This window comes from Lampropedia puyangensis (assembly GCF_004833285.1).
GTDB lineage: Bacteria > Pseudomonadota > Gammaproteobacteria > Burkholderiales > Burkholderiaceae_C > Lampropedia > Lampropedia puyangensis.
Genome location: NZ_STFG01000012.1, coordinates 96,049 through 118,537, shown reverse-complemented (window position 1 = coordinate 118,537; position 22,489 = coordinate 96,049). Strand labels below are relative to the sequence as shown.

18 protein-coding genes and 1 pseudogene are annotated in these 22,489 nt (G+C 56.1%); all 19 read left to right on the top strand.

The window, feature by feature from the left end; translation table 11 throughout:
* Nucleotides 1-201, top strand: a pseudogene (locus E9531_RS17505) (hypothetical protein); the annotation flags it as partial.
* Nucleotides 202-275: 74 nt separating this feature from the next.
* Nucleotides 276-794: an OmpA family protein gene (locus E9531_RS11665; RefSeq protein ID WP_244610088.1), complete on the top strand. Its 519-nt coding sequence runs from the start codon at nt 276-278 to the stop codon at nt 792-794.
* Between the two features lie 182 nt (nt 795-976).
* Nucleotides 977-3,943 (top strand): UDP-N-acetylmuramoyl-tripeptide--D-alanyl-D-alanine ligase, encoded by a 2,967-nt coding sequence (locus E9531_RS11660; RefSeq protein ID WP_158291773.1) that lies wholly within the window; start codon nt 977-979, stop codon nt 3,941-3,943.
* A gap of 356 nt (nt 3,944-4,299) precedes the next feature.
* Nucleotides 4,300-6,123, top strand: a complete 1,824-nt coding sequence (locus E9531_RS11655) for a peptidase domain-containing ABC transporter (protein ID WP_136573933.1) — start codon at nt 4,300-4,302, stop codon at nt 6,121-6,123.
* On the top strand, nt 6,120-7,487 hold the full coding sequence (locus E9531_RS11650; protein WP_136573932.1) for an HlyD family type I secretion periplasmic adaptor subunit: 1,368 nt from the start codon (nt 6,120-6,122) through the stop codon (nt 7,485-7,487). Before E9531_RS11655 ends, E9531_RS11650 begins: the two co-directional genes overlap by 4 nt.
* A gap of 1 nt (nt 7,488) precedes the next feature.
* Nucleotides 7,489-9,123: a TolC family protein gene (locus E9531_RS11645; RefSeq protein WP_136573931.1), complete on the top strand. Its 1,635-nt coding sequence runs from the start codon at nt 7,489-7,491 to the stop codon at nt 9,121-9,123.
* A 97-nt stretch (nt 9,124-9,220) separates the two neighbouring features.
* Nucleotides 9,221-9,421 (top strand): Flp family type IVb pilin, encoded by a 201-nt coding sequence (locus tag E9531_RS11640; RefSeq protein WP_136573930.1) that lies wholly within the window; start codon nt 9,221-9,223, stop codon nt 9,419-9,421.
* Between the two features lie 20 nt (nt 9,422-9,441).
* Nucleotides 9,442-9,981 carry an A24 family peptidase gene (locus E9531_RS11635; protein WP_136573929.1) on the top strand — a complete coding sequence of 180 codons (540 nt, stop codon included), beginning with the start codon at nt 9,442-9,444 and terminating at the stop codon, nt 9,979-9,981.
* A 180-nt stretch (nt 9,982-10,161) separates the two neighbouring features.
* Nucleotides 10,162-11,235, top strand: coding sequence for a Flp pilus assembly protein CpaB (cpaB, locus tag E9531_RS11630; RefSeq protein WP_136573928.1), 1,074 nt, complete (start codon nt 10,162-10,164; stop codon nt 11,233-11,235).
* Between the two features lie 20 nt (nt 11,236-11,255).
* Nucleotides 11,256-12,689, top strand: coding sequence for a type II and III secretion system protein family protein (locus E9531_RS11625; protein ID WP_244610087.1), 1,434 nt, complete (start codon nt 11,256-11,258; stop codon nt 12,687-12,689).
* A gap of 37 nt (nt 12,690-12,726) precedes the next feature.
* Nucleotides 12,727-14,280 (top strand): CpaE/TadZ family protein, encoded by a 1,554-nt coding sequence (locus E9531_RS11620; RefSeq protein WP_244610086.1) that lies wholly within the window; start codon nt 12,727-12,729, stop codon nt 14,278-14,280.
* Nucleotides 14,281-14,308: 28 nt separating this feature from the next.
* The gene (locus tag E9531_RS11615) at nt 14,309-15,607 is read left to right on the top strand and encodes a TadA family conjugal transfer-associated ATPase (protein WP_136573941.1); all 1,299 of its coding nucleotides are present in this window, start codon (nt 14,309-14,311) and stop codon (nt 15,605-15,607) included.
* Nucleotides 15,608-15,633: 26 nt separating this feature from the next.
* On the top strand, nt 15,634-16,599 hold the full coding sequence (locus E9531_RS11610) for a type II secretion system F family protein (RefSeq protein WP_136573927.1): 966 nt from the start codon (nt 15,634-15,636) through the stop codon (nt 16,597-16,599).
* Between the two features lie 43 nt (nt 16,600-16,642).
* Nucleotides 16,643-17,683 carry a type II secretion system F family protein gene (locus E9531_RS11605; protein WP_136573926.1) on the top strand — a complete coding sequence of 347 codons (1,041 nt, stop codon included), beginning with the start codon at nt 16,643-16,645 and terminating at the stop codon, nt 17,681-17,683.
* A gap of 4 nt (nt 17,684-17,687) precedes the next feature.
* Nucleotides 17,688-18,548, top strand: coding sequence for a tetratricopeptide repeat protein (locus E9531_RS11600; RefSeq protein ID WP_136573925.1), 861 nt, complete (start codon nt 17,688-17,690; stop codon nt 18,546-18,548).
* 10 nt (nt 18,549-18,558) lie between these two features.
* A complete protein-coding gene (locus E9531_RS11595; RefSeq protein WP_136573924.1) occupies nt 18,559-18,972 on the top strand; it encodes a DUF3613 domain-containing protein in 414 nt (137 codons plus the stop codon).
* A gap of 45 nt (nt 18,973-19,017) precedes the next feature.
* On the top strand, nt 19,018-19,554 hold the full coding sequence (locus E9531_RS11590; RefSeq protein WP_136573923.1) for a TadE/TadG family type IV pilus assembly protein: 537 nt from the start codon (nt 19,018-19,020) through the stop codon (nt 19,552-19,554).
* The gene (locus E9531_RS11585; RefSeq protein ID WP_136573922.1) at nt 19,554-20,051 is read left to right on the top strand and encodes a TadE/TadG family type IV pilus assembly protein; all 498 of its coding nucleotides are present in this window, start codon (nt 19,554-19,556) and stop codon (nt 20,049-20,051) included. The genes E9531_RS11590 and E9531_RS11585 overlap by 1 nt, the downstream gene beginning before the upstream one ends.
* Nucleotides 20,052-20,068: 17 nt before the next feature.
* Complete coding sequence (locus E9531_RS11580) at nt 20,069-22,450, top strand: TadG family pilus assembly protein (RefSeq protein ID WP_136573921.1); 2,382 nt, start codon at nt 20,069-20,071, stop codon at nt 22,448-22,450.
* Nucleotides 22,451-22,489 lie beyond the last annotated feature (39 nt).

Genomic DNA, 22,489 nt, shown 5'->3' with positions numbered 1-22,489 from the left:
GAGAACGGCTTGGTCGGTGGTCTCCTGGGTGGCAATGGCGGCTTGCTCGGTGGTCTGTTAGGCAGCGGCAATACGGCCTCGCTTGCCTCCAGCGTAGCGGATGGACTGCAATCCATCGCTGCCCCCATCAGTAGCATCGCCGAAAGCCACGACGCAGGCCTGTCGCTCGCACAGCAGCTGCAACACAACCAACTGGTCTAACCACCAAAGGTCTTGCTGCCTTTGTGCCCACACGGACGCAAGGGCTCCAAGGCCAGCCTTCCGAGGAGATTCATATGTTGAGACATTCACTGAAACTGTGTGCCACATTGCTTGCTGCCGCCCTGCTGGCCGCTTGTGCCGGCCAGTCAGGCAGCAGCGCCCAGCGTACCGAGCACCATTACGCATTTGGCAAGCCAGGGGCAGCAACCTCAGGAGTTGCACCAGTCGTTGCCAGCGCCAGCATGGGTCGCCAAGGTCCGCAGAACCTGGCCCACATCGTGTATTTCGATTACGACTCGTACGAACTGCGCAACAGCGACCGCAGCCTGATAGAAGGCCATGCACAGTGGTTGCGCAACCACCCTGAGCGAGCCTTGGTGTTGCGTGGACACACCGATGACCGTGGCGGCATTGAATACAACGTCGCTCTTGGTCAAAAACGTGCAGAGGCTGTGCGCCAAGCACTGCAATTGCTTGGGGTTGCACCGCACAAACTGGAAGCTGTCAGTTACGGCAAAGAACAACTGGCTGATCCGGGCCATAGCGAGGCAGCCCACCAACGCAACCGACGGGTGGAATTCGACTACCGCTGATCAAAGGCAATCAAGAGTCGCCACAGGCTCTTGCTCGGTAACCAATTGCTGCCCCATGCGCAGAACTGCGATTGGTTGCTGACATCACCGTGCAAGGTACTTGTATATCTGCACTTTGTTTGCTTGCTTCACCCTGCCCAGCCATGCGCATACCGGTCTCCTCTCCCCCCCCACAAGGCCCCTTGAGCAGTCCTCTTGCCCATGCGTTCAATTGGGCGCAGGAGGAGCCAGTCGCACCAGTCAGACTGGACCCATTGCTTCAAATGGCACGGCAACATTTAGCTGTATGGGTGCGCACGCTACCAGAGCCATGGTCAGGATGCATTCTGTTTTTTTCCGTCGCGAGCGAGAAAGAATCCGCTACCGTTTTTCATGTCAAGGCCAGTACCTTTGAGTCAGCTTGGCGCGAAGGCTCCATCCGCATTCGGCAGTGGGCATGGGCACGCAGACTTGAGACTGTGCTGCTGCGCATAGATTGGGTTGACAGCGTGGCGCACCACCCTGCAGCCAATCCAATGGATTGGCCCAGTCTACTGCAGCAAAACACACACAGTTTGGCCTTGGCGGACGCCTGCCTTGAGGACATCTGGCTACTACCCCAAGCTATGTTCGCAGAGGAAGACACCACCCCAGCATGGATGCAGCCGACCTTGGCAGATCCTGCCATGGCACAGACGGTGTTGCTGCTGCAGCTGCGAGGCGTATATCTGGATGGCCGTGCGCCTACCGCGATTACGCTGCCAAGAAACCAGCCAACGCGCTCATTCACAAGACCTCTTGCCCCACCCGCTGAATGCGCCTGGCAGGGCTGGCGCACAGCTGCCCGGCTGACCCTCGACAACTTGATAACCACGCAAACTCCAAACGGCACTTGGCAGGACGCCCACGGTCTGTTGGACCATCTGGGCATTTTGCATACTTTGCTGCAAACTTTAGAACATATCCGCAGCGCACGCATGCCCGCATTGGCCACAGAAGTGCTAGTGCACGCCATCGCCTTGGCCACCGAATACGCCATGGAACACGCCAGCGGGCAGACACACGTATCAGCGCAAAGCCTGCTGGTACTGAACAGCATCGCCCAGGCACACGTTTTGGGCGTGAGGCACACGGCTTTGTTGTATAACTTGCTCGATCAATTGGCATGGCAACTGCTGCAAGATGCCGCCCCCAAACACCTTGAGGCGCTACACACTCATGCCCCAGCCGACATAGCGACCATGTGGAAGAGCCTAGCGCTGAAGGTCTATTGGACATACCGCAATACCAATAGCGGCAGTGAATTGCCCTTCCCCACCGAACCTCATGCACACGAGGCGGATTGGCTACCACTGCTACTCATCAGCAGCGGCTCCTCTCCCCACAGAGGCTTTGATTGGCTTAGCATCGCGGTCATCGAGGCCAACCGGTGCGGCATACTGGCAAACACTGCCCCACATGCCTCTGCCCAACAATGCGCGGCGATAGAGCAACAATGGCAGGCTTTGGAGCAGCGTATTATTTGGCCAGAACTGGCGATATACCTAGGCTCACCGCGCCGTGCACAAACACCATTTTTCTCTGCAGCACACAACCTGCAGAATCTGCAAGCGGCAACGTATTCACCATCGCAACAGGCCAACGTCCTCAGCCGTCTTAGCGCCTGCCATACGCTATTGGGTTGGCTCGAGCCCGCCTCAATTCAAGAGACTACACCAACGGTTTCAGCAGAAACATCCAAATCTGCACTCACCAGCTCCAGCCATCTGGCTCCCATGGCCTGGAGCAGCCAAAGTCTGGCCACACTCACAAAAGGGCAATGGATTGTCCCTGTAGGACACAAGGTACCGGCATTCATCGCTGGCCTAACGGTCACACGGCTGCAGCACACCCCAAACGCCGCCGTTTTGCTTCGGCGCAGTGGCGAGATCACCGGAGTGTTGCCCGCTTCGGTCGCAGCACTGCATCCGCAAGCCTTAATCAGCGCAGACTCCACTACCCCCCTCTCAGCACAGGTACCTGTATTGCACATGCCAGAGCTAACCCTAGCCATCAATCGGTGGGCCACCAGCGCTCGACAACGCATTCACGTGCCAGTCATTGCGGCAACCGGATGTGTAGGGAAGTCATCGACCTTGCGCATGCTGATGCAATGTTTGGGCAACGCCTGCACTGTGCAGCAAGAGGCACTTTTGCAATCGGAGACCGCTTTGCAAATGATCAACTGGAGCGATTCTGCGCCTTGCGTGCTGGCAGAGCTTGGGCCGTCACAGGCTTTGTCTGACTTATCGATACTGCGACCCGACATCCTTGTGGTAACCAATTTCCCAGAAGATTCAGCACAGCCGCCTGCACCATCAAAAGAAAAAAACCTGCACCATCTGGTTCAGCTCATGCAGCACCTACGTGCAGGCAGCACGTTGGTATTGAACTATGCGTTAGTGCCCCTGAATGCCCTGCATTCAGCTGCCCAGCAACGAGGAATCGAGCTGATCGGTTTTGGTCCACATCCTCAGGCACAGGTACGTGAACTTTTCTATGCACCATTAGGCCGCTTACACCTTCAACTGCCGCCTAAACCGGCACAACAGCACGCAACGCCATCTGAAAAAAAGCATATTCAACTGCGCGCAGATGGCCACCACATGGCCTTGAATGCACAAGCTGCGTTGGCTGTACTGCACGCCATAAGGCATCCTATCGATAGCGCCATCGCGCCACTGACCACTTGGAAGCCGCCTCCTGGATCTGGGCAACCTGAAAATCTGCCAGTCAACCGTTGCCTGCTTGACCACAGTAACACCAGTGAACTGCTGGCTGTGCAAGCGGCCATGCAGCAACTGCAGACCCACGCACCTCACGCGCATCAGCGCCTGATTGTCCTAGGAGGCATCAAAGCACCGCACACCAGCATAGAGGATGCACAACTGCAATTGGAACCGCTCATCCGCAGCACAGCAGCCAAGCATGTATTTCTCTATGGCAACGCCATGTTGGGCTTAACTCAATCGCTGCAAGACCAACCGCATGTGCACTGGTTTGAAGACCTCAACCAACTCATTCATGCCCTGCTACGGGCTTTCGATGTGCGCCACACAGTGCTGCTGGCGGGGCGCACCACCACCAATCTCAGCATTGTCGCCAGTGCCATTCGGGAAAACGTTTTTTGATTCCCTCTCAACTGGCTCCTTATTCCACTTCACGATTCAAATGTGACACACCAATAACTCCATATCAATTCAGATCCCATTTTCAACAGTCACATAAAAATCGTCGAACAAATACAGCAATCTTGCAGGACAAACAAACAAGCAAAATGCTACCAAACACACATTTGGTTTAAAAATTTTGATTTAAGTCAAAAAAAATACAGAAATCCGCTTTTTCACCTATAAAATTTAATGAAAATTGACAGAAAATCACATTTGATTGACATTTCGATTAGGCTTCAGTCCTACCAAAGACTGAATCACCAAATGCAATGCCAACTCATTCTGACAACACGAGACGATAAGCGAGGTACCCAATGATCAAGTACCTGTTGCCAAGCAGCCTGCTGCAAGCACCGCCAGAAAGCGGTGAAGCCAGTACAGGTCAGACAGGCTCCTACGCGACGGCCATTCACACCGCCAGCGCAGGAGCATGGCAGCATGTGCGCATGGCAGCTTGGTTGTCTCTGCCCATCGGGCTGCTCGGCTTGTTGCCATCTCTTTTTGTCTTGCAGGTTTATAACCGCGTGATTTCACGTGGAGGCAATGCCACACTGATTGCCATGGTGGCAGGCGTGTTGGTGTTTCTGGGTATCGAATGGTGGCTGCGCCGCAAACGCGCCAAAGCCTTGCGCGAAGCTGGCGCCGAGATCGACTACCACGTCTCTCAAGCTTTGCTGGCATCCATGCTGCAACGTCCTTTACTGACGCTGGAGCAACGCCCTGCCAGCCAATGGCTGCAACTGTTTCGGGACGTGGGTGCCATGCGCTCTAGTATCTCCGGAGGCTTGGCTGGTGCTTTCATGGATATACCGATGGTGCTGCTGGCCCTGATTGTGATTGGCATCGTGGCTTGGCCAGTCCTCCCTGTGATTCTGGTGGCAATGGTCATTTTGGGTATTCTGGCGTGGTGGTGGGCTGATGAAGTGCGCACAGGCCGTGTTGAAGAAATTGCGCAAGCGCGCGCGCTAGACCGCACCACCACAGAAGTATGCAATGCACGCACTACTCTCAAAGTGCTAGGGCACGACCAAGCTGTGCGCCAAACGTGGCAAACCAGTTATGACCAGTGGTTAACGGAAAGCTTCAGTAAAAATGGGGAGCTTGAAAACGCCCGTGAAGCCAGCACCATGCTGCTGTCGTTTTTCTCCATTGCCGTCATCACAGTGGGGGCGATCGCCATTAACTCACAATGGATGAGCATCGGCAGTCTGATGGCTGTGAACTTATTGGCCAGCAAAGCCCTGGGGCCAATCGCCCAACTGGCTGGAAACTGGCGATCTCTGGCACGCGCCCATGATGCCACCCGGCGTCTGCAAACCGTGCTGCAAGAGCCTGTGGAGCCCGCGCCTCAGAACTTGCAGTTACCCCGTCCACAAGGGCGCCTGCGCCTTGAACAAGTCAGCTTCCAATACCATGCTGGCCATACCCCGTTGGAGCAAGTCAGTCTGGAAATGGGACCAGGTGGACTGCACGCGATCGTAGGGCGCAACGGTGCTGGCAAATCAACACTGGGCAAACTGCTCGCAGGGCTTTATCGCCCCACCGAAGGACATCTCTTTATCGATGAATACGATCTGGCGCAATTTTCCAGGGTCGATATCGGCCAATGGATTGGCTGTTTAAGCCAGCAGGTCTACTGGTTCAGCGGCCCCATTATTGAGAGCCTGCGCATGGTCAATGAATCGGCTACTGATGCACAAATCGTCGCAGCCTGTCAGCTCTCAGGCGCGCACAGTTTCATCAGCCGACTGCCGCAAGGCTATCAAACAACGCTGGGTGAAGGCGGTGCAGGACTTTCTGCAGGTGAGCTGCGCAAACTCGCTTTGGCCCAACTGTTCCTGCGCAACCCTTCGGTGCTGATTCTCGACGAGCCCAGCAGCGACCTGGACTTTGAAAGCGAAACCGCACTACTGCAAGCTTTGTTGAAAATTGCAAGCAAACACACCGTTGTGGTCATTACCCACTCCGTTCGGGTCGCCTCGGTCGCACAAAAAATCTACCATGTCTGTGGCGATGGGCAACTCGAAGTTGGCACCCCACAACAACTGCTGCCCAAACTGTTTGGCGTACGTCCAGCGCAGGCCAGCGAACACACGCAAACGCCCGCATCGGACACACTGCAAGAGGAGGCCGCATGAACCAAGTCAGCCCCTCGCGCAGCGACATTCCACTGGTTCTTCGCAAGGCGCAGGCCCAACAGCAAGCCCGCACTGAGGCTGGCTCAGCGCCCTCTTCAGTCTCGGCACCCAGTCTGCTCTCGGGAAAACGCAAGCTCCTGCTGCTGCTGCTCGGTGCCCTGACGATCACTGGCCTGCTCTACCCGGTTGAAAATGCAGTGGTTGCGCCAGGTAAGGTGATCCCATCAGACCGGGTACAAACCGTGCAGCACTTGGAAGGCGGCATTGTCACTGCCGTGCATGTGCGTGAAGGCCAAGCTGTGCAGCGTGATGAGCCACTGCTGGAAATTGACCTAGGCAGCAACAGCCTGAATCTGGAACAGCTTTCTGCGCGGCACGCAGCCACACAAGCCATGAAAGTGCGACTGACCGCAGAGAGTTTGGGTTCGACCTTGACGGAAAGCGACTTTGCACCAGAGCTGGGCCAACAAGTCGTGCGTGCAGAACTGGGGGCTTTTGCGGCCCGTGCGCTGGAATACCAAGGCAGCGTCGCCGCTGCACAAGCGAGTTTGCAGCAAGCCCGCGGCGAAGTCGCAGAAGCGCAAGCACGCATTCAGGGCCTGGAAACACGCCTGAACTTATTTCAGCAAGAGGCTGATATCGCCCGTCAATTGGCAGAAGAACAATTGATTGGTCAGCTAGAAGTGCTCGATCGCCAGCGTGCGCTTGAGCAAGTACGCAGTGAACTCGCCGCCTCGCGCCAGAACCTGGTCAGTGCACGCGCCAAAGTGGCGCTGGCTCAAGCCAAGTTGCAAGAAACCCAAGGAGGGTTTCGCAGCCGTGCATCTGAAGAGTTGGCCAGCGTTGAGCGTGACCTGCACAGCTTGACCGAAGACCTCACCAGAGCCCGCACGCAACGCACCCGCACAGTCGTATTGGCACCAACCGACGGCATCGTCAAAGGCTTGCGCAGCAGCGGTAATGGTTGGGTCGTCAAACCCGGCGAACCCATCATGGAGGTGGTGCCCGACAAAGACGAAATTCTGGTGGAGGCACGCTTGAACCCTTCAGACCGCGGCTATGTACACAACGGCCAAGACGTCAAAGTCAAAGTCAGTGCCTATGACTTTCTGCGCTATGGTGCTGTGCCCGGTAAAGTCACTCTGGTGGCCGCTGATGCAGACCGCGATCAGGATGTGCCCGATGCACCGTCGTACTTCCGGATTCAGGCCAGTCTGGCGCAGCCTTGGGTCGGCCGCACCGACAACCGCATCACCACCGGCATGCAAGCCGATGTGGATCTTCTGTTGGGTCATGAGCCTTTTATTTGGTACCTGCTGCGCCCTGTTCTGCGCATCCAGAGTGAAGCCTTCAGGGAGCCGTGACATGACACCGCATTTTCACGCCCCTTTGCACCTCCCTTTGCGCGCCCCTCTAGGGTGGATTAACCACTGGCACGCCTCACCACAGGAGAAGCCATCGCAGCCGGCCAAACATTGGCCCAGCATGTCTATATGGCTGGCCGTTGCACTGCTGTGCCCTGGCATGCCTGCAGTCGCCCAAACGCAGACAGATACAACCACTTCGCTGCAACTGGCACAACGCCTGACTGCAAACAGTCTGGCCAGCAACAGCACCCAGCAACACCTGCTCAATGCATTGCAAGATCTGGTGGAAACCCACCCCGACATTCTCAAAGCCAAAGCGGCTCTGGAGGCTTCCGGGCACGACCTGAGCACCGCAGAACGCGCCCGCTGGCCCAGCTTCAAAATTGGCACCAACTCGGGCAGCGTTGACCGCAGCAGTGGCAAAGAAAACTACAACGCCATCAACGCCGAAGTACGCATGAGCTTGATTGACGGTGGCGCCATCAGCGCAGGCGTGCGCTCAGCCCAATTCCAACAAGCGGCGCAAGCCAATATTGTGCAAGGCACGCGCGAGAACACCTTGCTCGACGCATTGACGGCACTGCTTGAACTGCAGCGCTATGAGCAAAAGGCCGACATTGCCGCCGAGTCTGCCCGCATCATTGAGCAACTGGCACGCATTGAAGAACGGCGTGCAGAGCTAGGCGCTGTGGGCCGCAACGACTTGCGTCAGGCGTTCTCACGCCAAGCCAGTGCCCGTGCCCAAGCGCTGGGGCTGCAGGCACAGCGCTCTGACGCACTGGCGCGCTTTACCCGCTACTACAGTTTCAGCCCGCAATCGGGCTGGTTGCCCGCTTTGGCCGTACCTTTGCAATGGTTGCCTATCAGCGAGGCGCAGGCTCAGCAGCAATCAGAAGCCAACAGCGTAGAGCTGCAGGAAATTGCCCAGCAAATTGCCAAAGCCGAAGCCGAAGTCGAACGCAGTGAAGCCCAGCGCCTGCCTACACTGGAAGCTGTGGTCGGCCACACCTATGACCCCAAAGGCGTGCTCTATAACGATGGCACGCGCTTTGGGCTGGAGGTCAATTGGAATTTCGGCAACGGTTTTGAATTGCGCGACCGCATCCGCAAAGCCGTCAATGAGCTGCAAAGCCAAAAAGCACAGCAAGATGCCGTGCAGCGCCAAGTGCGCGAAGCCACTTCATCGTCTTGGGGGCGTGTGCAGGCCGGGCGCGAACGCGCCAATCAACTGCAAGACGCTGTAGCCCAAGCGCGCGCTGCCTTCGAAGGGCGCAGGCGCCTGCTTGAAGCCGGGCGAGGCAGCCTCTCGCAAGTGCTCGATGCCCAGCTCGACATGCAAAACCTCATGCTCGAACAAATCGATGCCCAGCAGGACCAGCACATCAATGAACTGCAATTGGTGCGCACCACCGGCGCCCTGTTGCCTACAGGCAGTAGCGCCATGCGCCTGAACCAACTGTTTCAGCAAAGCGACATGGCGGCCAACTCCACGCTTGCCCCGGCACGCACCACCAGTGCGCCAAAGCCCTCGGTGGCCAGCCCAACACCCATGCATCACTTACCTGCCCTGCAACTGCGCGTAGCACGGCAATTGCAACCACTAAGCGGCCCACGAACGGCCAGTTGGTGGTAGGCATAAGACTTGTTTTCACCGCTGCAGCAGGTTATCCCATCGCCCGCTACAGCACGTCTCAATCCGATGGGCGTTTCACAACCGAAAGGACGATGTCATGACCAACATCATCAAACAATTCTGGAAAGATGAAGAAGGCGCAACCGCCATTGAATATGGCCTGATTGCGGGGCTGATTGCTGTGGCGATCATTGTCTCAGTTGGTGAAATTGGAACCAAACTGAAAAGCTTTTTCGAATTTATCGCCGAGAAATTAGGCGATGCGCCAGGGACAGGGCAATCAGGGACAGAGCAATAAAAGTCTCGAATACTGAATCAATGCTATTCAGCCTTTTGCCCTACCAATGGCTACTCTGGCTCATCGCCATTGCTGTCATGGATTTGCGCATCCGCAAGGTGCGCAACTGGATGGTGCTCGTGGGCCTGGCAACCGGCGCGTGGGCACTGTTCAGTGGCGTACAACCCTTTCAGGTATCGCCTTGGGATGGTTTGAGCGGCATGCTGGTGGCATTTGTCGCCTTGCTGCCGTTCTACGCACTGGGCTGGATGGGTGCTGGAGATGTGAAATTTGCCGCCGTAGTAGGGCTTTGGTTGGGTCTCACCCCCCAACTGCTGGCCATCTGGCTAGGCGGCAGTCTGTTGGCTGGCCTGCACAGTAGTGCTGTGCTGGGCTGGGCCTTTTTGCAGCAACGCCCCTTGGGCTTATGGCTGCAAGCACACGCAGGCGCATGGGCACAACGCGAAAACACTGTGCCACTGCGTTTGAACTTCACGCAACGCAATCGGGCACGCTCAATTCCTTATGCAGGCTACATGGCGATAGCGGCCATTGTGCTGATGGCGTATGGCCCAGCATGAACAAGCCAGTCGCAACCCAACACCAAATCGGTTGCTGGTATTTCTCTGTCAGTGCGCACACACCTTGCACGCTGAGAGAAAAGTATCCGCAATGGCATTGTTGATGCACATATCCATTTTCCAGGACCCCATGAACAACACCACTTCGCAATTGACTTTAGGCATGCAGGAGGCCAAGCCATGAAACTCACCAAAATCATTGCCGGCCTGTTGGTCGTACTGGCCATGGCATTGGCTTTGATGGCGTGGTACATGCTGCGCCAGCCGTCGCGCCCAGTGGCCCCTGTGCCGATGGTTTCGCAGTCAACAAGCCAACCAGCACCTCAGGCCAAGAAAGAAGAGCCCCAATACAGCGTGGTGGTTCTAGCCAAAGACGTTCCCGCAGGCCACAAACTCACGCGCGACGACCTGCAACTGGCGCAACTACCCGCCGCAGTACCCGGCAGCTTTGACGCGCTGGACAGCGTGCTTGGCCACACCACCGCCTTGGCCCTGCGCGAAAAAACACCGCTGTTTGAACAAAACCTCATCAGCGGCTTGGCATTGCAGCTCGAACCCGGCCAGCGCGCGGTGGCCATTGGTGTGAATGAAAACATGGCCGCTGGTCATCGTGTGCGCCCGGGCGACTATGTAGACGTATTCGTGACTCTGGGGGCGGACACACGCGAGCAAAGCCCCGTGGATACACAAAACCGACTGCTCATGGCACGCACCCGTGTGCTCGCTTATGGCGGGGCAACGGTAGAAAATCCCCCCCTCACGGTCGCACAACAGCAAAAAGCCCAACAAGAGCAGCAAGACAATGCCTCCGCACTGAGCAGTAGCCGCCGCACTAGCAACCAAACCAATCGCGAAGACCAAAGCCTGCGCCCAGAAAATGCCAAAACAGCCGTACTGGCCGTACCGCTGGACGATGTGCAGCGCCTGAACTTAGCCGAAAAATACGGCCAGTTGACTCTGGCCTTGCGCCACCCAGATGACCAAGCCGTGCCAGACGCCGCACTGTTCAACGCACTGCCTGCCGTATTGCGCCCCAAACCGGGTAGCCTGCCCCAAGGCCAGGAGTTACAAGGCCTGGACCGCGCTTTTGCAGGCATGCGCTTTGATGATCTGGCCACTGGCGGTGATGAAAAAAATCGCAAGCGCGCGGCAGCACAGTTGCTTCCAGCCCCTGGCGAGAAAGCTCCGCCACGTCCACGCCTGCATGAGGTCGAAATGCACAACGGCGCCCAAGTGCAAACCGTGCGCTACTGATGAGAGAGGGAGAACGCACCATGAAACCAACCGAAATGCCAACACCAGTCAACACACGGCCTTGCAGCAAGCCTCCAAGCCCTGTGTGGTGTGCACTGGCCATGGCCTTACTGGCCAGCGCTTCGCTACAAGCACAAACACCTGCTCAAGACGCAAACTCGTCCCCTGACATCTCGGCCAGCGCCTCTAGCTCGCCCATTTTGGCGCAAGCTGAAACACCCAGCCCCAACGAATCGTTTTACGGTGAGCTTCTGCAATTGCACAGCGGCCACCAACAAATGCTGCGCCCCGGCCAGGGCATTGGACGGATTGCTGTGGGCAACCCCGACGTGCTTGAAGTCAAGGTACTGCGTGAAAAGCCCGGCAGCGCGTCCGACGTGGCCGAACTGCTGCTGACGGCCAAGAATCCTGGGCGCACCACCTTGGTGGTATGGCCACGCCGGGCCGGGCCACCGCAAAGCTGGCAGGTTCAGGTACGTGCACAAAGCCTGATACTGGAGCGCAAACTCGCCAGCATTCCTGAACATGCACAAGCCGTTGCCGCTTTGCGCCAAAGCGCCCCACCAGATACGCCCTTGTTCGATCGTTCACAAATTGCCGTCAAAAGCAATACGGTGCAGGTAGATGTGCAAGTGGTTGAGTTCAAGAAATCTGCCTTGAAAAAAGCCGGCATCAACATCGCCAGTCTTGGCGCCAATGACCATGGCTTCAACTTTGGCCTGTACAACCCTGCAACTGGATCGGGCCAATCCCCCATCGCCGATGCCATGAACCTGGTCATGGGCTTTGGTAATGCTTTCAGTGGCGCAGGCATGAGTGTTCGGCTCAGTGTGCTTGAGGGCAATGGTCTGGCACGCGTACTGGCAAAACCCACGCTGCTGGCGCATTCTGGCCAAAGCGCCAGCTTTCTTGCCGGAGGCGAGTTGCCCATTCCCGTCTCGGCCAACGATGGCAATATCGGCATCGAATACAAAGAATTTGGCGTGCGCCTGCAACTCACCCCGACCGTCTTGGCAGACAGCCGCATTGCATTGAAGGTCGCCCCCGAGGCAAGCGATCTGGACTTCAGCAATGCAGTCTCCGTCGGCGGCGTTTCTGTTCCCGCGATCCGCACCCGCCGCGCCGACACCATGGTGGAACTGGCCGATGGTGAAAGTTTTGTGATTGGCGGTTTGGTCAGCCGCAACACTTCTTCCAATGTGAACAAGGTTCCCTTGCTGGGTGACTTGCCCGTGCTGGGCGCATTTTTCAAAAATCTGAGCTATTCGCAAGAAGAGACCGAGTTAGTCATCATCGTCACCCCCAGATTGGTCAACCCCTTGCCTGCAGGTACTGATTTTGAAGCCTTGCTGCCTGGAGCCACCTCTGAGCGGCGCAATGCCACGCAAGTGTGGGAGCCCTATGTCGCAGGAGGCCTCAAACCCGATGCAGCCTTACCCGGCTTCTCGTACTAATTCTTTTGTACTGAGCCCTTTCACAGCGAGGCATGCCATGACAACCCAACTGCCATCAGACCTGATGAACACGCTAGCGATAGACCGTCGGCAGGAACCGGCCCTGGACGCCTCTGCAATGCGGTTTGAAAAAAACGCCGCACCGCAGGCTGACACGCCAGCAGGTGCCCCCAATCCCTTGGCGCCAGCAACCTTAGAGGCCTTGCTGTCCATGCGCCCTGCTGCAGCGTCTGCCCCAGAGCGCCAGGAAAAAACCGCTGGCACCACACCCGAAGTTCCCCCTCAACGCAGCGCACTGGAAGTGCTGCATGCGCAAACGGTCAAGCCCACGGCCTGCGCAGACCTGGATGCGGAGTTGCTGTTCATCCATGCGGGCACCTCCGAGAGCACGCTGGCCACGACTTGGATGCGACGCGTGTTTGATGGCGCACGCCTGCACCATGCCCGTTACCAAGAAAACATCAAAGAGCAAATCCTCCTGCTCACGCCCCATGTCGTTTTCATCCACTTCGACGCGCCCGTGCTCGACCTGGCCACGCACTTGGTAGAACAGATACGCACAAGCCATCCCCACCTGCCATTGGTGGCAGTGGGCAGAATGCGCAACCCACAATGCACACTGGCGGCGTTGCGCGCTGGCGTACAGGATTTCCTTGATCTCGATGGCACCAGCCAAGCCGCACAAGAAGCTGTTCGCGAGCTGATTTTGCGCACACCTGCGACGGTGGCTGACACGGGCCAATTCGCACCACTGACCGCACTCATTTCGGCCCGTGCAGGAACTGGTTGCAGCCTACTGGCCAGCCACCTTGCGCTGTACCTGCAGCAACGCCTGCGCCAACATTCAAGCGCACAAGCTGTGCCACACAGCGAGGCCACAGAGACCCCGCTCGATACCTTGCTGATTGACTTGGGCCACCCCGCCAACGACTGCGCCATGTACCTCAACTGCCCCGGCGATTTCGACTTTGTTGAGGCGGTGCGCAACCTGCGTCGCTTTGACCGCAAGTTGACTGCTGCAGCCTTGGCACGGCATGCGCAGGGCTTGCGCATACTGGCCTTGCCCAAGGGCGACTCATCCCCTGATATCGCGCATTCCGATACCGATCTGATCTTGCTGCGGCTTCGGCAATATTTTCGCCATGTGATCGCTGATTTGGGCGCCGTTCGCCAAAGCAGCCTGGCTGAACGCGTGGCTTTGCGTGCCAGTCAAATCTGGATCGTGTGTGAGCAAAGTGTCCCCAGCGTTGTGAGCACAGCTGCATTGTTAGAGCAACTGGCAGCGCAAAAAGTCGATCGCAGCAACATCCAACTGATCGTCAACCGCCATGACGCACGGCTTGAATTGAGTGCAGAGCAAATCGCAGCCCAATTGCATCTTCCATTGCTGGCCACCATCGCCGATCGCCGCATGGTATTGGCACAAGCGGTCAATCAAGGCCAGATGCTGGATGGCACATTGCACCGCGAACCGTATGTGCAAGCTATTGACAAGTTGACCGACCAACTGACCAGTCAGCACCAGCTTGCGCCCGTGCACAAAGCCCCACGGGGACTGAGTCGATTCTTCCAACGCAACCCAAGCGCTTAAATCCATGCCCCCAATCGCACCACCACCGATGGCAGAAGCCCAGGCCTTAGAGTTCGAAAAAGGCCCGCTATTCGCCGACCTCAAATACCGGGCGCACGAACACCTGCTCAGTCGCATTGAAGAGCTTGGGGCTGAATTTGGGCGCTGGTCACAAGCCTCAATTGCACAGTTCGTGTTACTCGAGCTCGACAGCTTCATTCGCCTGCATTCAATCCCAGTCAATGAGCAAGAAGTGTTGATCGTGGCGCGAGCGCTCACGCGTGAGCTCACTGGGTTGGGCCCTTTACAGGACTTGCTGGAAGACGCTCATGTCGAAGATATTCTCATCAACGGGCATGAAAACATCTACGTTTCACGCGGGGGGGTGCTGCAACGCGAAAGCGTGCGCTTCAAGGACGATGAGCATGTGCTGCGCATTGTGCGGCGCATTCTGGCGCCCATTGGCCGTAGATTGGATGAATCGAGTCCCATGGTGGATGCTCGCCTACCCGATGGCGGGCGCATCAACGTCATCATTGAGCCATTGGCCATTGATGGGCCTTCCGTATCCATCCGCAAATTCCGCAAAGACCCGCTGACCCCCACTGAACTGGTGCAACTGGGTACCTTCAACGAAGACATTTGCCGCATTCTGGAAATGGCAGTGCAATCGCGCTGCAATATTCTCGTCAGCGGTGGCACCAGTTCAGGCAAAACCTCGCTACTCAATGCGTTGGCCAACTTCATCCCATCGAGCGAGCGCATCGTCACCATTGAAGACACCGCAGAGCTCTCACTCAACCACAACCATGTGGTGCGACTGGAGAGTCGACCCGGTGGCTTTGATGGCACGGGCCATGTCAGCATTCGTGACCTGCTGCGCAATAGCCTGCGCATGCGCCCAGACCGCATCATTGTGGGAGAAGTGCGCAGCGGCGAAGTGCTGGATTTGCTGCAGGCCATGAACACTGGACATGACGGCTCAATGGGCACCATCCATGCCAGCTCCCCGCGTGAATGTCTGTACCGCGCCGAAATGCTTGCCGGATTTGCTGGGTTCCAAGGCAGCGAAGTCAGCCTGCGCCGCCAAATCGCCAATGCGGTGGATTTCATCGTGCAGATCGGGCGCCTCTCCAATGGCCGCAGACGTCTGCTCTCGCTCACCGAAGTCACCGGCATGACCGACACCATGATTTCCATGCAGGAGTTGTACCGCTACGAACCCACGGTCGGCCCTGATGGGCAAGAACAAGACCAATGGGTTTCGATGGGCATCTCCCCCCATTCCAGCAAGCTGCAGAACTGGTGGCGCATGCAACAGCAAGCCCAGCGCAACACCCATTTCTGATACCAATCACCAAGGACAACACCGCAATGTCAACGCTGGTTCCCGCCGTTTTGCTCATCGTCGCATTAGCAGTCATACTGCTGGCGCTGGCGCTGTGGCTGTTCGCGCAGACACGCCAGAAAGAGCAGCAACAATCCGTTCACCGCCATCTCCAACAAAGTCTTGGGCGACACACCACGGCCAGTCCATCCGCAGCGGCCTTTCCTGGCCAACCGGCTTTGGCCGCAACAGCGCACTCGCCTTTTGCACACTACCCGCTTACACGCTGGCTGGATGAACGGTTTGGTATGGCAGCTTGGGGCATTCATCCACGCACCTTGCTGATCCTTGCCATCACCGGTTTATTCTTGACCGTACTGGCTGGTGCACAAGCTGGTTTACTGGCGAGTTTGCTGGCACTGGCTTGCTACAGCATGTTGGTATCGTTTCTCATCTGGCAACGCATCAGCAAGCGGCGACGAAAACTCGTCCAACAACTGCCCAGCTTTCTGGACAACATGGTGCGCTTGATCACCATCGGCAATTCCCCCCATGCCGCTTTTCAACTGGCCGTTCTCAACGTTCCTGAGCCACTGGGCGAGGCGCTGGAACAAGCCAACGCCATGCTCAGTGCCAATCCTGATCTGGGCAATGCGATGGCCCAACTAGAACGCGGCTGGCGCTTGCCTGAGTTTGGCTTGTTGGCTGCAGTGTTCCGCATGAGTGTGCGCTACGGAGGTCGCGCCGACTTGGTACTCGAGCGCGTTTGCGCCTATATCCGCGATCGACAAGCCGCTGAGCGTGAGTTGCATGCCCTGTCAGCAGAAATTCGTCTGTCGGCTTGGGTGCTTGCCTTACTGCCCATCGTGGTGGGCGGTCTGATTATGGTGCTCAACGCAGGCTATTTCCTTCAAATGTGGCGCGACCCATCAGGGCAAAACATGATTTTGTTGGCCGCAGGACTAGAAGCATTTGGTGCGTTCTTGCTCTATCGACTGGCACGTTTGAAATGAACAAGCATTACCTTATGCAACCAACCACTCAGGAGGGCCTGGCATGACACCTCAACAGCTTCTTGCACTCAGCCTGCTGTTGGCCGCTGCGGGTTTACTGCTGTGGGCTGGCAGTCTGTTCTGGCGCCTGCGCCGATCTGCCCATGCAAGCCATCGCGTTCAGCATGTGCTGCAGCAAACCCATTCAGCTAAAACTGTAGCAACCAACATGGCCAATGCAGCGCCGTTCCCTGGTTTTACGGGCATGCCATCAACCACCAGCAACGGGCGCGACAACCTTTTACTCAACCCCTTGGCTGGCGATGGGCAAGCCAATACGCAAGAGGCATTAGCGGCCCAATTGCAAGCCCCAGCCTGGTTAGACACAGGCGTGGCCAAAGCCTTGCTGGCCGAGGAAGACCGAAAACTGCTGGACCAGGCTGGCGTTTCGCTGCGCACTGGCAGTGCTTTGTTTGTTGCCAGCAGGGCCATTTTGGCCATCGCGTTGCCACTGCTGGGCATCATGCTGCTGGGCACTGGCGGCACCAAAACCTTGATGGTCGGCTTTTTTGGTTTTGGCCTGGGCATCATGCTGCCCAAATGGTATGTCCGCTCGAAAGCAGCACGCCGCCGCAATCAAGTGGTCGAAGAACTGCCTTTGTTTGTGGACTTGTTGCGCCTGCTGCAAGGCGTAGGCCTGAGTATTGACCAAAGCCTGCAGATTCTGGCCACCGAATTTGGCAGCGTGCTACGTGTGCTCAGTGGTGAATTGCGCCTGGCCAACCAACTCTACGCCAACGGGCGCACGCGGGAGCAATCATTCCAGCGGCTAGCCAACCTGAGCGCCGACGATGACATGACTGCAGTGGTGAGCCTGCTGGTGCAAGTTGACCGCCATGGCGGCGCCGTGCAAGAACCCCTCAACCAATTCGGTATTCGTTTGCGCGAGAAACGCCAAGCCTCTTTCAAAGAAAAAATCGGCCAGATCACCGTGAAGATGACTGGTGTGATGGTGCTGACACTGCTTCCCGCGTTGCTGGTCATTACCGCTGGCCCTGGCTTCATGGCCGTGATCCGCTCCTTGTCGAAAATGGGAGGCCAATAGCACCATGCTACACAACACGTTGACCCGTATCACCACCAGCCTCGCCTTTCTTGCGCTGGCCGGTTGTGCCAGCCAAACACCGACCGGCTACGGCGTGATGGCATCGCAAAGCACTGCGGCGCAAGCGCAAGAGCAATTGGCCGCAGCAGAACAAGCCAACCAACCCGATGCAGCGCAAACCTACCTGGATCTGATTGCCCAAATGCAACAAGCCGGGCAATGGTATGCCTCGCTCGCCCATGCTGATGCGTTTGAAGCACAGCACGGTGCGCGCCCCCAATCGAGCCTGCTGCGCGCAGACGCCTTGCGCAACACCGGTCAATCAGAAGCGGCACGCAGCGCGTACCAACAACTACTGGGCACCAGCAGTGCAGCACGCGCACAACGAGGGCTAGGTCTGCTGTACGCCAGTGAGGGGCAATACACACAAGCCATTGCGCAGTTGGAACAAGCCCGCCAGCTCAATCCGATTGATGCAAGCTTGCTCAGTGATATCGCCTATGCCCACATGCTCGATGGCAACCTGAATGCGGCCCGCGTTCCCATACTGCAAGCAGCCCAGTTGGCCCCTGCCAATGCACGAGTGCAACTGAATCTGGCCCTGTATTGGTTAGCTACTGGCCAGCAAGATGAGGCCAACCGCCTGCTGCAACGCTTATCGCAACCGCAGTCCAAAGGGGCGGCCCCGCTGATTGACCAATCCTCAACCCAAATGCTGCAGCGTCAACTCAGCAGTGTGCAGCAAGCTGCTATGGCCCGCAATGCAGCGGTCATGCCAACAGCAGCAGCAGGCCCAGCATCCACAGTGGCTGACACGCAACCGCGCCCCTCTCTTTCTATACACACAGACTCAGGCCTGCAATAAGGAGCCCGCCATGATCATTAACCGCCACATCTCTTCACGATCACCAAGCACATGGCTGAGCACACTATTAGGCACGGCAATGGCGATCGGCTGCGCCAATATCGCCCTTGCGCAAGTTGAAGACCCCAGTGAACTCTCCACTACGCCTGCAGAAGCCGTACTGACACACTACCCCAGAGCTGGCAACCTCAACGAAATAGACCACCAGCCCCAGCCATTGCGCTTCAAACCAGCCTCGGAACGTACTGATATAGGCCGAGCGACCAACCATTTGCTGGCGGCGCAACGCGCAGCCAGCGCAGAGCACCCACGCTGGATAGAGGGAGAGCAAGCCAGCCGCAGCTACAACCGCTACCTCAAGAGTTTTGAGACCGAAATTCCCGAGTTCTATGAAACCGGTATCAAAACAGGAACAAGTAATTAAAGCCATCGCCACGATGGCTGCGAACACCGGACAAGGATGAACGCCATGGTTGCTATTCCAAACCATCCAAGCAGCTTGCACACAGTCGGCCCTTTCACTGCGCGCGCGCGTCTGCAACGCGGTGTGTACGCACTGGAGTGGGCCATCATCTTCCCCGTGTTCTTTATGCTGCTATACGCCATCATCAGTTACGGATTGACATTTTTGGTAAGGGAGTCGATGCAGAGGGTAGCCGAGGACGGGGCACGTGCAGTGTTGCAATACCACCCTACTCGAGATGCCCGAGTGGAAGCGGCGCAAGCCATGGTCGCAAAAAAAATGCAATGGCTTCCAGCGGCCATCCGACCAAACCCCAACAGTGTGAATGTGCGTATCTGTAAAGCCATGGATGCCAATGACTGTGCGTCAAACCTCGCTTGCGGCATGCTTTTACATGAACGATGCATGGTGCACTTGGACTTTTCCATCCACTACGCCGCATCACCACTTGTCCCTGGCTTGCGGCTCATGGATATGGAGGTTCTCAATCCAGAGACACTGTTTGCAAGCGCCAGCATTCTGGTGGACAGAGGAGGCTTGTGATGCCGCTCCCCAATATGAACCCTACACGGCGCAAACACAATGCGGGCGTTGCCTCACTTGAGTTTGCACTGATTGCAATATTGATGGTTTTGATTTTGCTCGGCATGTTCGTGTATTGGCGCGCGTTGCAGGCTCAACAGTCCGTCGCTCGCGCTACAGGCGATGGTGCTCGACTGGTGCAAAACCTTATTTATGGCGCCTTGCCTGACTATGGCATTGAAAACATCGAAAACATGCAGGCTGCAGCCGAAAGCATTGTCAAGGCAAGCCTGCTCAATAGCGCAATTCCAGGCGATCCTTCTGTAATGACCTTAGTCACACTCAACCAGCAGTCTTCAACCCAATTGCTCTTGCAGGTTTCCTATCGTCTGCCTGCAATCTTCAGTACAGGCACAGCCGACCATCAGCCTCAGCCATTGAATCTTGGCCAATGGGCACTCACACAACCGGCCTTACTGCAGGCCACTTCAACAGTTTCGTTCTCGATCAACGAGTGACAGACAGGAGAAGAACCATGCACGCACGCACGCCCCTATTGCCCCAGCGCCCGCCTCTACGCTCTCCTGGCCGAAGCCAAAAAGGCGCTGTTCTTATTCAGTTTGCGTTGCTAATTGGTGTATTGCTCACCATTTTAGGCATTGTCGATCTAGGTTATATGCACTACGCCAAGCGAGACCTGCAACGTATTGCAGACCTTGCTGCTGTTGAGGCCGTGCAGAATATTGACTACTCCACACCTAATACTGACAGCTGTTTAGCCGCTGGCAACACCAGCATTACCAACAACTGGCCTGCAGCGATCAATCGGGATGAGCAAACAACGCAGGTGGTATGCGGCAATTGGGATCCCGTGAAAAACAATGCTCCCCACTATTTCGGCATGACCGGTTTGCTCAATGCGGCACATGTCACCGTACAAGGCACATCCCCCGTCATCTTGCCCGGCCCATGGAGTCGTACAGTATGGGCTGAAGCCATTGCAAAAAAGAACGAGCCAGTAGCAGCTTTTCAGGTTGGATCGCAATTGCTGCGCTTTGATGAAGATGCCGTTCTAGGAAGTTTGCTAGGAGCCGTAGGTCTCAACATCAATGATCTGAGGCTTTTAGACTCAGAAGGCCTTGCCAATATCAAAATCACACCCTCAGGTCTTTTGGATTTACTTGGACTTAATATTGGAGTTGATAGTCTTAGCGTACTGACTCCAGAAGGTGTGGCCCAGTTAACAGACGTGTCATTACTCAATTTTCTTGAACTAACCTTAAGCGCACTGAGAAACGATGCGTTATGTGCCAGCGTAGGTTTGGTCATCGAAGGTGCGGCAGATACCTGTAGCCGAAATTTCAGCGAAGAAATCAGTGCCCTTGACCGCATCATCAATTCACTGGAAAACAGCAATGCACTTGAAATTCCATTGGAGCAAATCAAAATACCTCTAGCCGGGGTTGATCTCGACGAGGACGGCATTCCAGATCAAGGTGGTTTACTGGCCTTTCTCGGCATAGGTCGAGATGACCCACTCGGCGCTGCAGCAGATGTTCGCCTAGGGTTAGGCGACCTGATCAAAACTGCGATTGGCATTGGTATCAATGGCCATGCAATCGAAATCCCAGAACTGAACATCCTCGGGCTGGTCAAAGCTAAAGCGACCGTGGTGGAACCTCCCACTATCGCGATTGGCCCGGTCGGCACAAAAGGCTACAGCGCACAAGTACGACTGAACCTGGATATTGACACACGTAATTTACTGGGTGGCGTGCTGAATTTGCTGGTTGAAAACATCTTGGGCATTCGCGTCAATCTACCTATCGGGGTTGATGTGGTAACAGCACAAGCTGAATTGACAAACATCCAGTGCCGCCGAGTTCCACAAACGATTGATCTTGAAGTGAACTCCTCTGTCGCCAACATCTGTGTTGGCAAGATGCAACCGAGCAGTATCTTCTCGCATACCAACCGCTGTGAGCAAGGGTTGGCTGAAGAAGAACTGATCAAGCTGCTTCACATTCCTGTTCTCTCAGGGAAATTGCACATTCCTGCATTGGAATATTTCGATAACGAATCTGGTCTGGATATGGTGGTTGGCGAAACACGTTCCACAGAAGCAAACCAACTTGAACTTGGCAACACAGTAGATAACCTGGTCACCAATCTCCTGAATTTGCTCAGCGGATTGTTCAGACAACCAGCACCATCTCCATACTTTGACGGAACATATAACGCAGATTCCCTCATTGATGCTTTAGTGGATACTTACCTTGAAATGCCTGAACTGCGCAACCAGGTCAAAGACAATGCCGGGTTCTACAACGTCGCAGGGATCACCAATCTGATGATCAATGGTGCCACCATTGTTCGTGATGGCCAGACAGTCACAATTGAGCCCTTGGTCAACAATTTCACGTTTAGTAACGCGATTCCCACTAGTTGCGTTCTCTTTGTTTGCCCCCCTTCACAATGGCAAAGTGGTTCATTCAGTCAGGCATTCAACGCCTATGCAAACACGCCCTACAGTCTGCTGGACGTCGTGGGTATTCCAACGCTCGGCAATAACTTTCAAAGCTGTGCAGGTCTGCTGAGTTCATTGCTCAACAGAAATAATTGTATTCAACACAACCTCAAAGAGCTTCTGCGCCAGCATAAAAATCAAGTTGGAATGGACAATGCAACAACTAACAGCATCGTCAATCAGATCATGAACCCCAACACTAATGAAGTGCAATGCAATGGGGCTTTGTGCATGCTGCTACAACCAGTCCTGCAAGTACTCAAGCCTGTACTCAACGGCGTCGGAAGCCTATTAACCACCTTACTAGATGACGTACTCGGGCTAGAACTGGGTCGTACAGACGTCAAGGCCTTGGCAATTGAGTGTGACACGGCTCACATTGTTTATTGACGAAATCAATAACAACAAGACAATGAAAAAACTACAGGA

What these genes read in the sequence shown, in the direction of transcription:
- E9531_RS11650 (WP_136573932.1), top strand. Translation starts at nt 6,120, where the DNA reads ATGAACCAAGTCAGCCCCTCGCGCAGCGACATTCCACTGGTTCTTCGC.
- E9531_RS11665 (WP_244610088.1), top strand. Translation starts at nt 276, where the DNA reads ATGTTGAGACATTCACTGAAACTGTGTGCCACATTGCTTGCTGCCGCC.
- E9531_RS11620 (WP_244610086.1), top strand. Translation starts at nt 12,727, where the DNA reads ATGACAACCCAACTGCCATCAGACCTGATGAACACGCTAGCGATAGAC.
- E9531_RS11585 (WP_136573922.1), top strand. Translation starts at nt 19,554, where the DNA reads ATGCCGCTCCCCAATATGAACCCTACACGGCGCAAACACAATGCGGGC.
- E9531_RS11595 (WP_136573924.1), top strand. Translation starts at nt 18,559, where the DNA reads ATGATCATTAACCGCCACATCTCTTCACGATCACCAAGCACATGGCTG.
- E9531_RS11615 (WP_136573941.1), top strand. Translation starts at nt 14,309, where the DNA reads ATGGCAGAAGCCCAGGCCTTAGAGTTCGAAAAAGGCCCGCTATTCGCC.
- cpaB (WP_136573928.1), top strand. Translation starts at nt 10,162, where the DNA reads ATGAAACTCACCAAAATCATTGCCGGCCTGTTGGTCGTACTGGCCATG.
- E9531_RS11655 (WP_136573933.1), top strand. Translation starts at nt 4,300, where the DNA reads ATGATCAAGTACCTGTTGCCAAGCAGCCTGCTGCAAGCACCGCCAGAA.
- E9531_RS11580 (WP_136573921.1), top strand. Translation starts at nt 20,069, where the DNA reads ATGCACGCACGCACGCCCCTATTGCCCCAGCGCCCGCCTCTACGCTCT.
- E9531_RS11610 (WP_136573927.1), top strand. Translation starts at nt 15,634, where the DNA reads ATGTCAACGCTGGTTCCCGCCGTTTTGCTCATCGTCGCATTAGCAGTC.
- E9531_RS11605 (WP_136573926.1), top strand. Translation starts at nt 16,643, where the DNA reads ATGACACCTCAACAGCTTCTTGCACTCAGCCTGCTGTTGGCCGCTGCG.
- E9531_RS11640 (WP_136573930.1), top strand. Translation starts at nt 9,221, where the DNA reads ATGACCAACATCATCAAACAATTCTGGAAAGATGAAGAAGGCGCAACC.
- E9531_RS11635 (WP_136573929.1), top strand. Translation starts at nt 9,442, where the DNA reads ATGCTATTCAGCCTTTTGCCCTACCAATGGCTACTCTGGCTCATCGCC.
- E9531_RS11600 (WP_136573925.1), top strand. Translation starts at nt 17,688, where the DNA reads ATGCTACACAACACGTTGACCCGTATCACCACCAGCCTCGCCTTTCTT.
- E9531_RS11645 (WP_136573931.1), top strand. Translation starts at nt 7,489, where the DNA reads ATGACACCGCATTTTCACGCCCCTTTGCACCTCCCTTTGCGCGCCCCT.
- E9531_RS11590 (WP_136573923.1), top strand. Translation starts at nt 19,018, where the DNA reads ATGGTTGCTATTCCAAACCATCCAAGCAGCTTGCACACAGTCGGCCCT.
- E9531_RS11625 (WP_244610087.1), top strand. Translation starts at nt 11,256, where the DNA reads ATGAAACCAACCGAAATGCCAACACCAGTCAACACACGGCCTTGCAGC.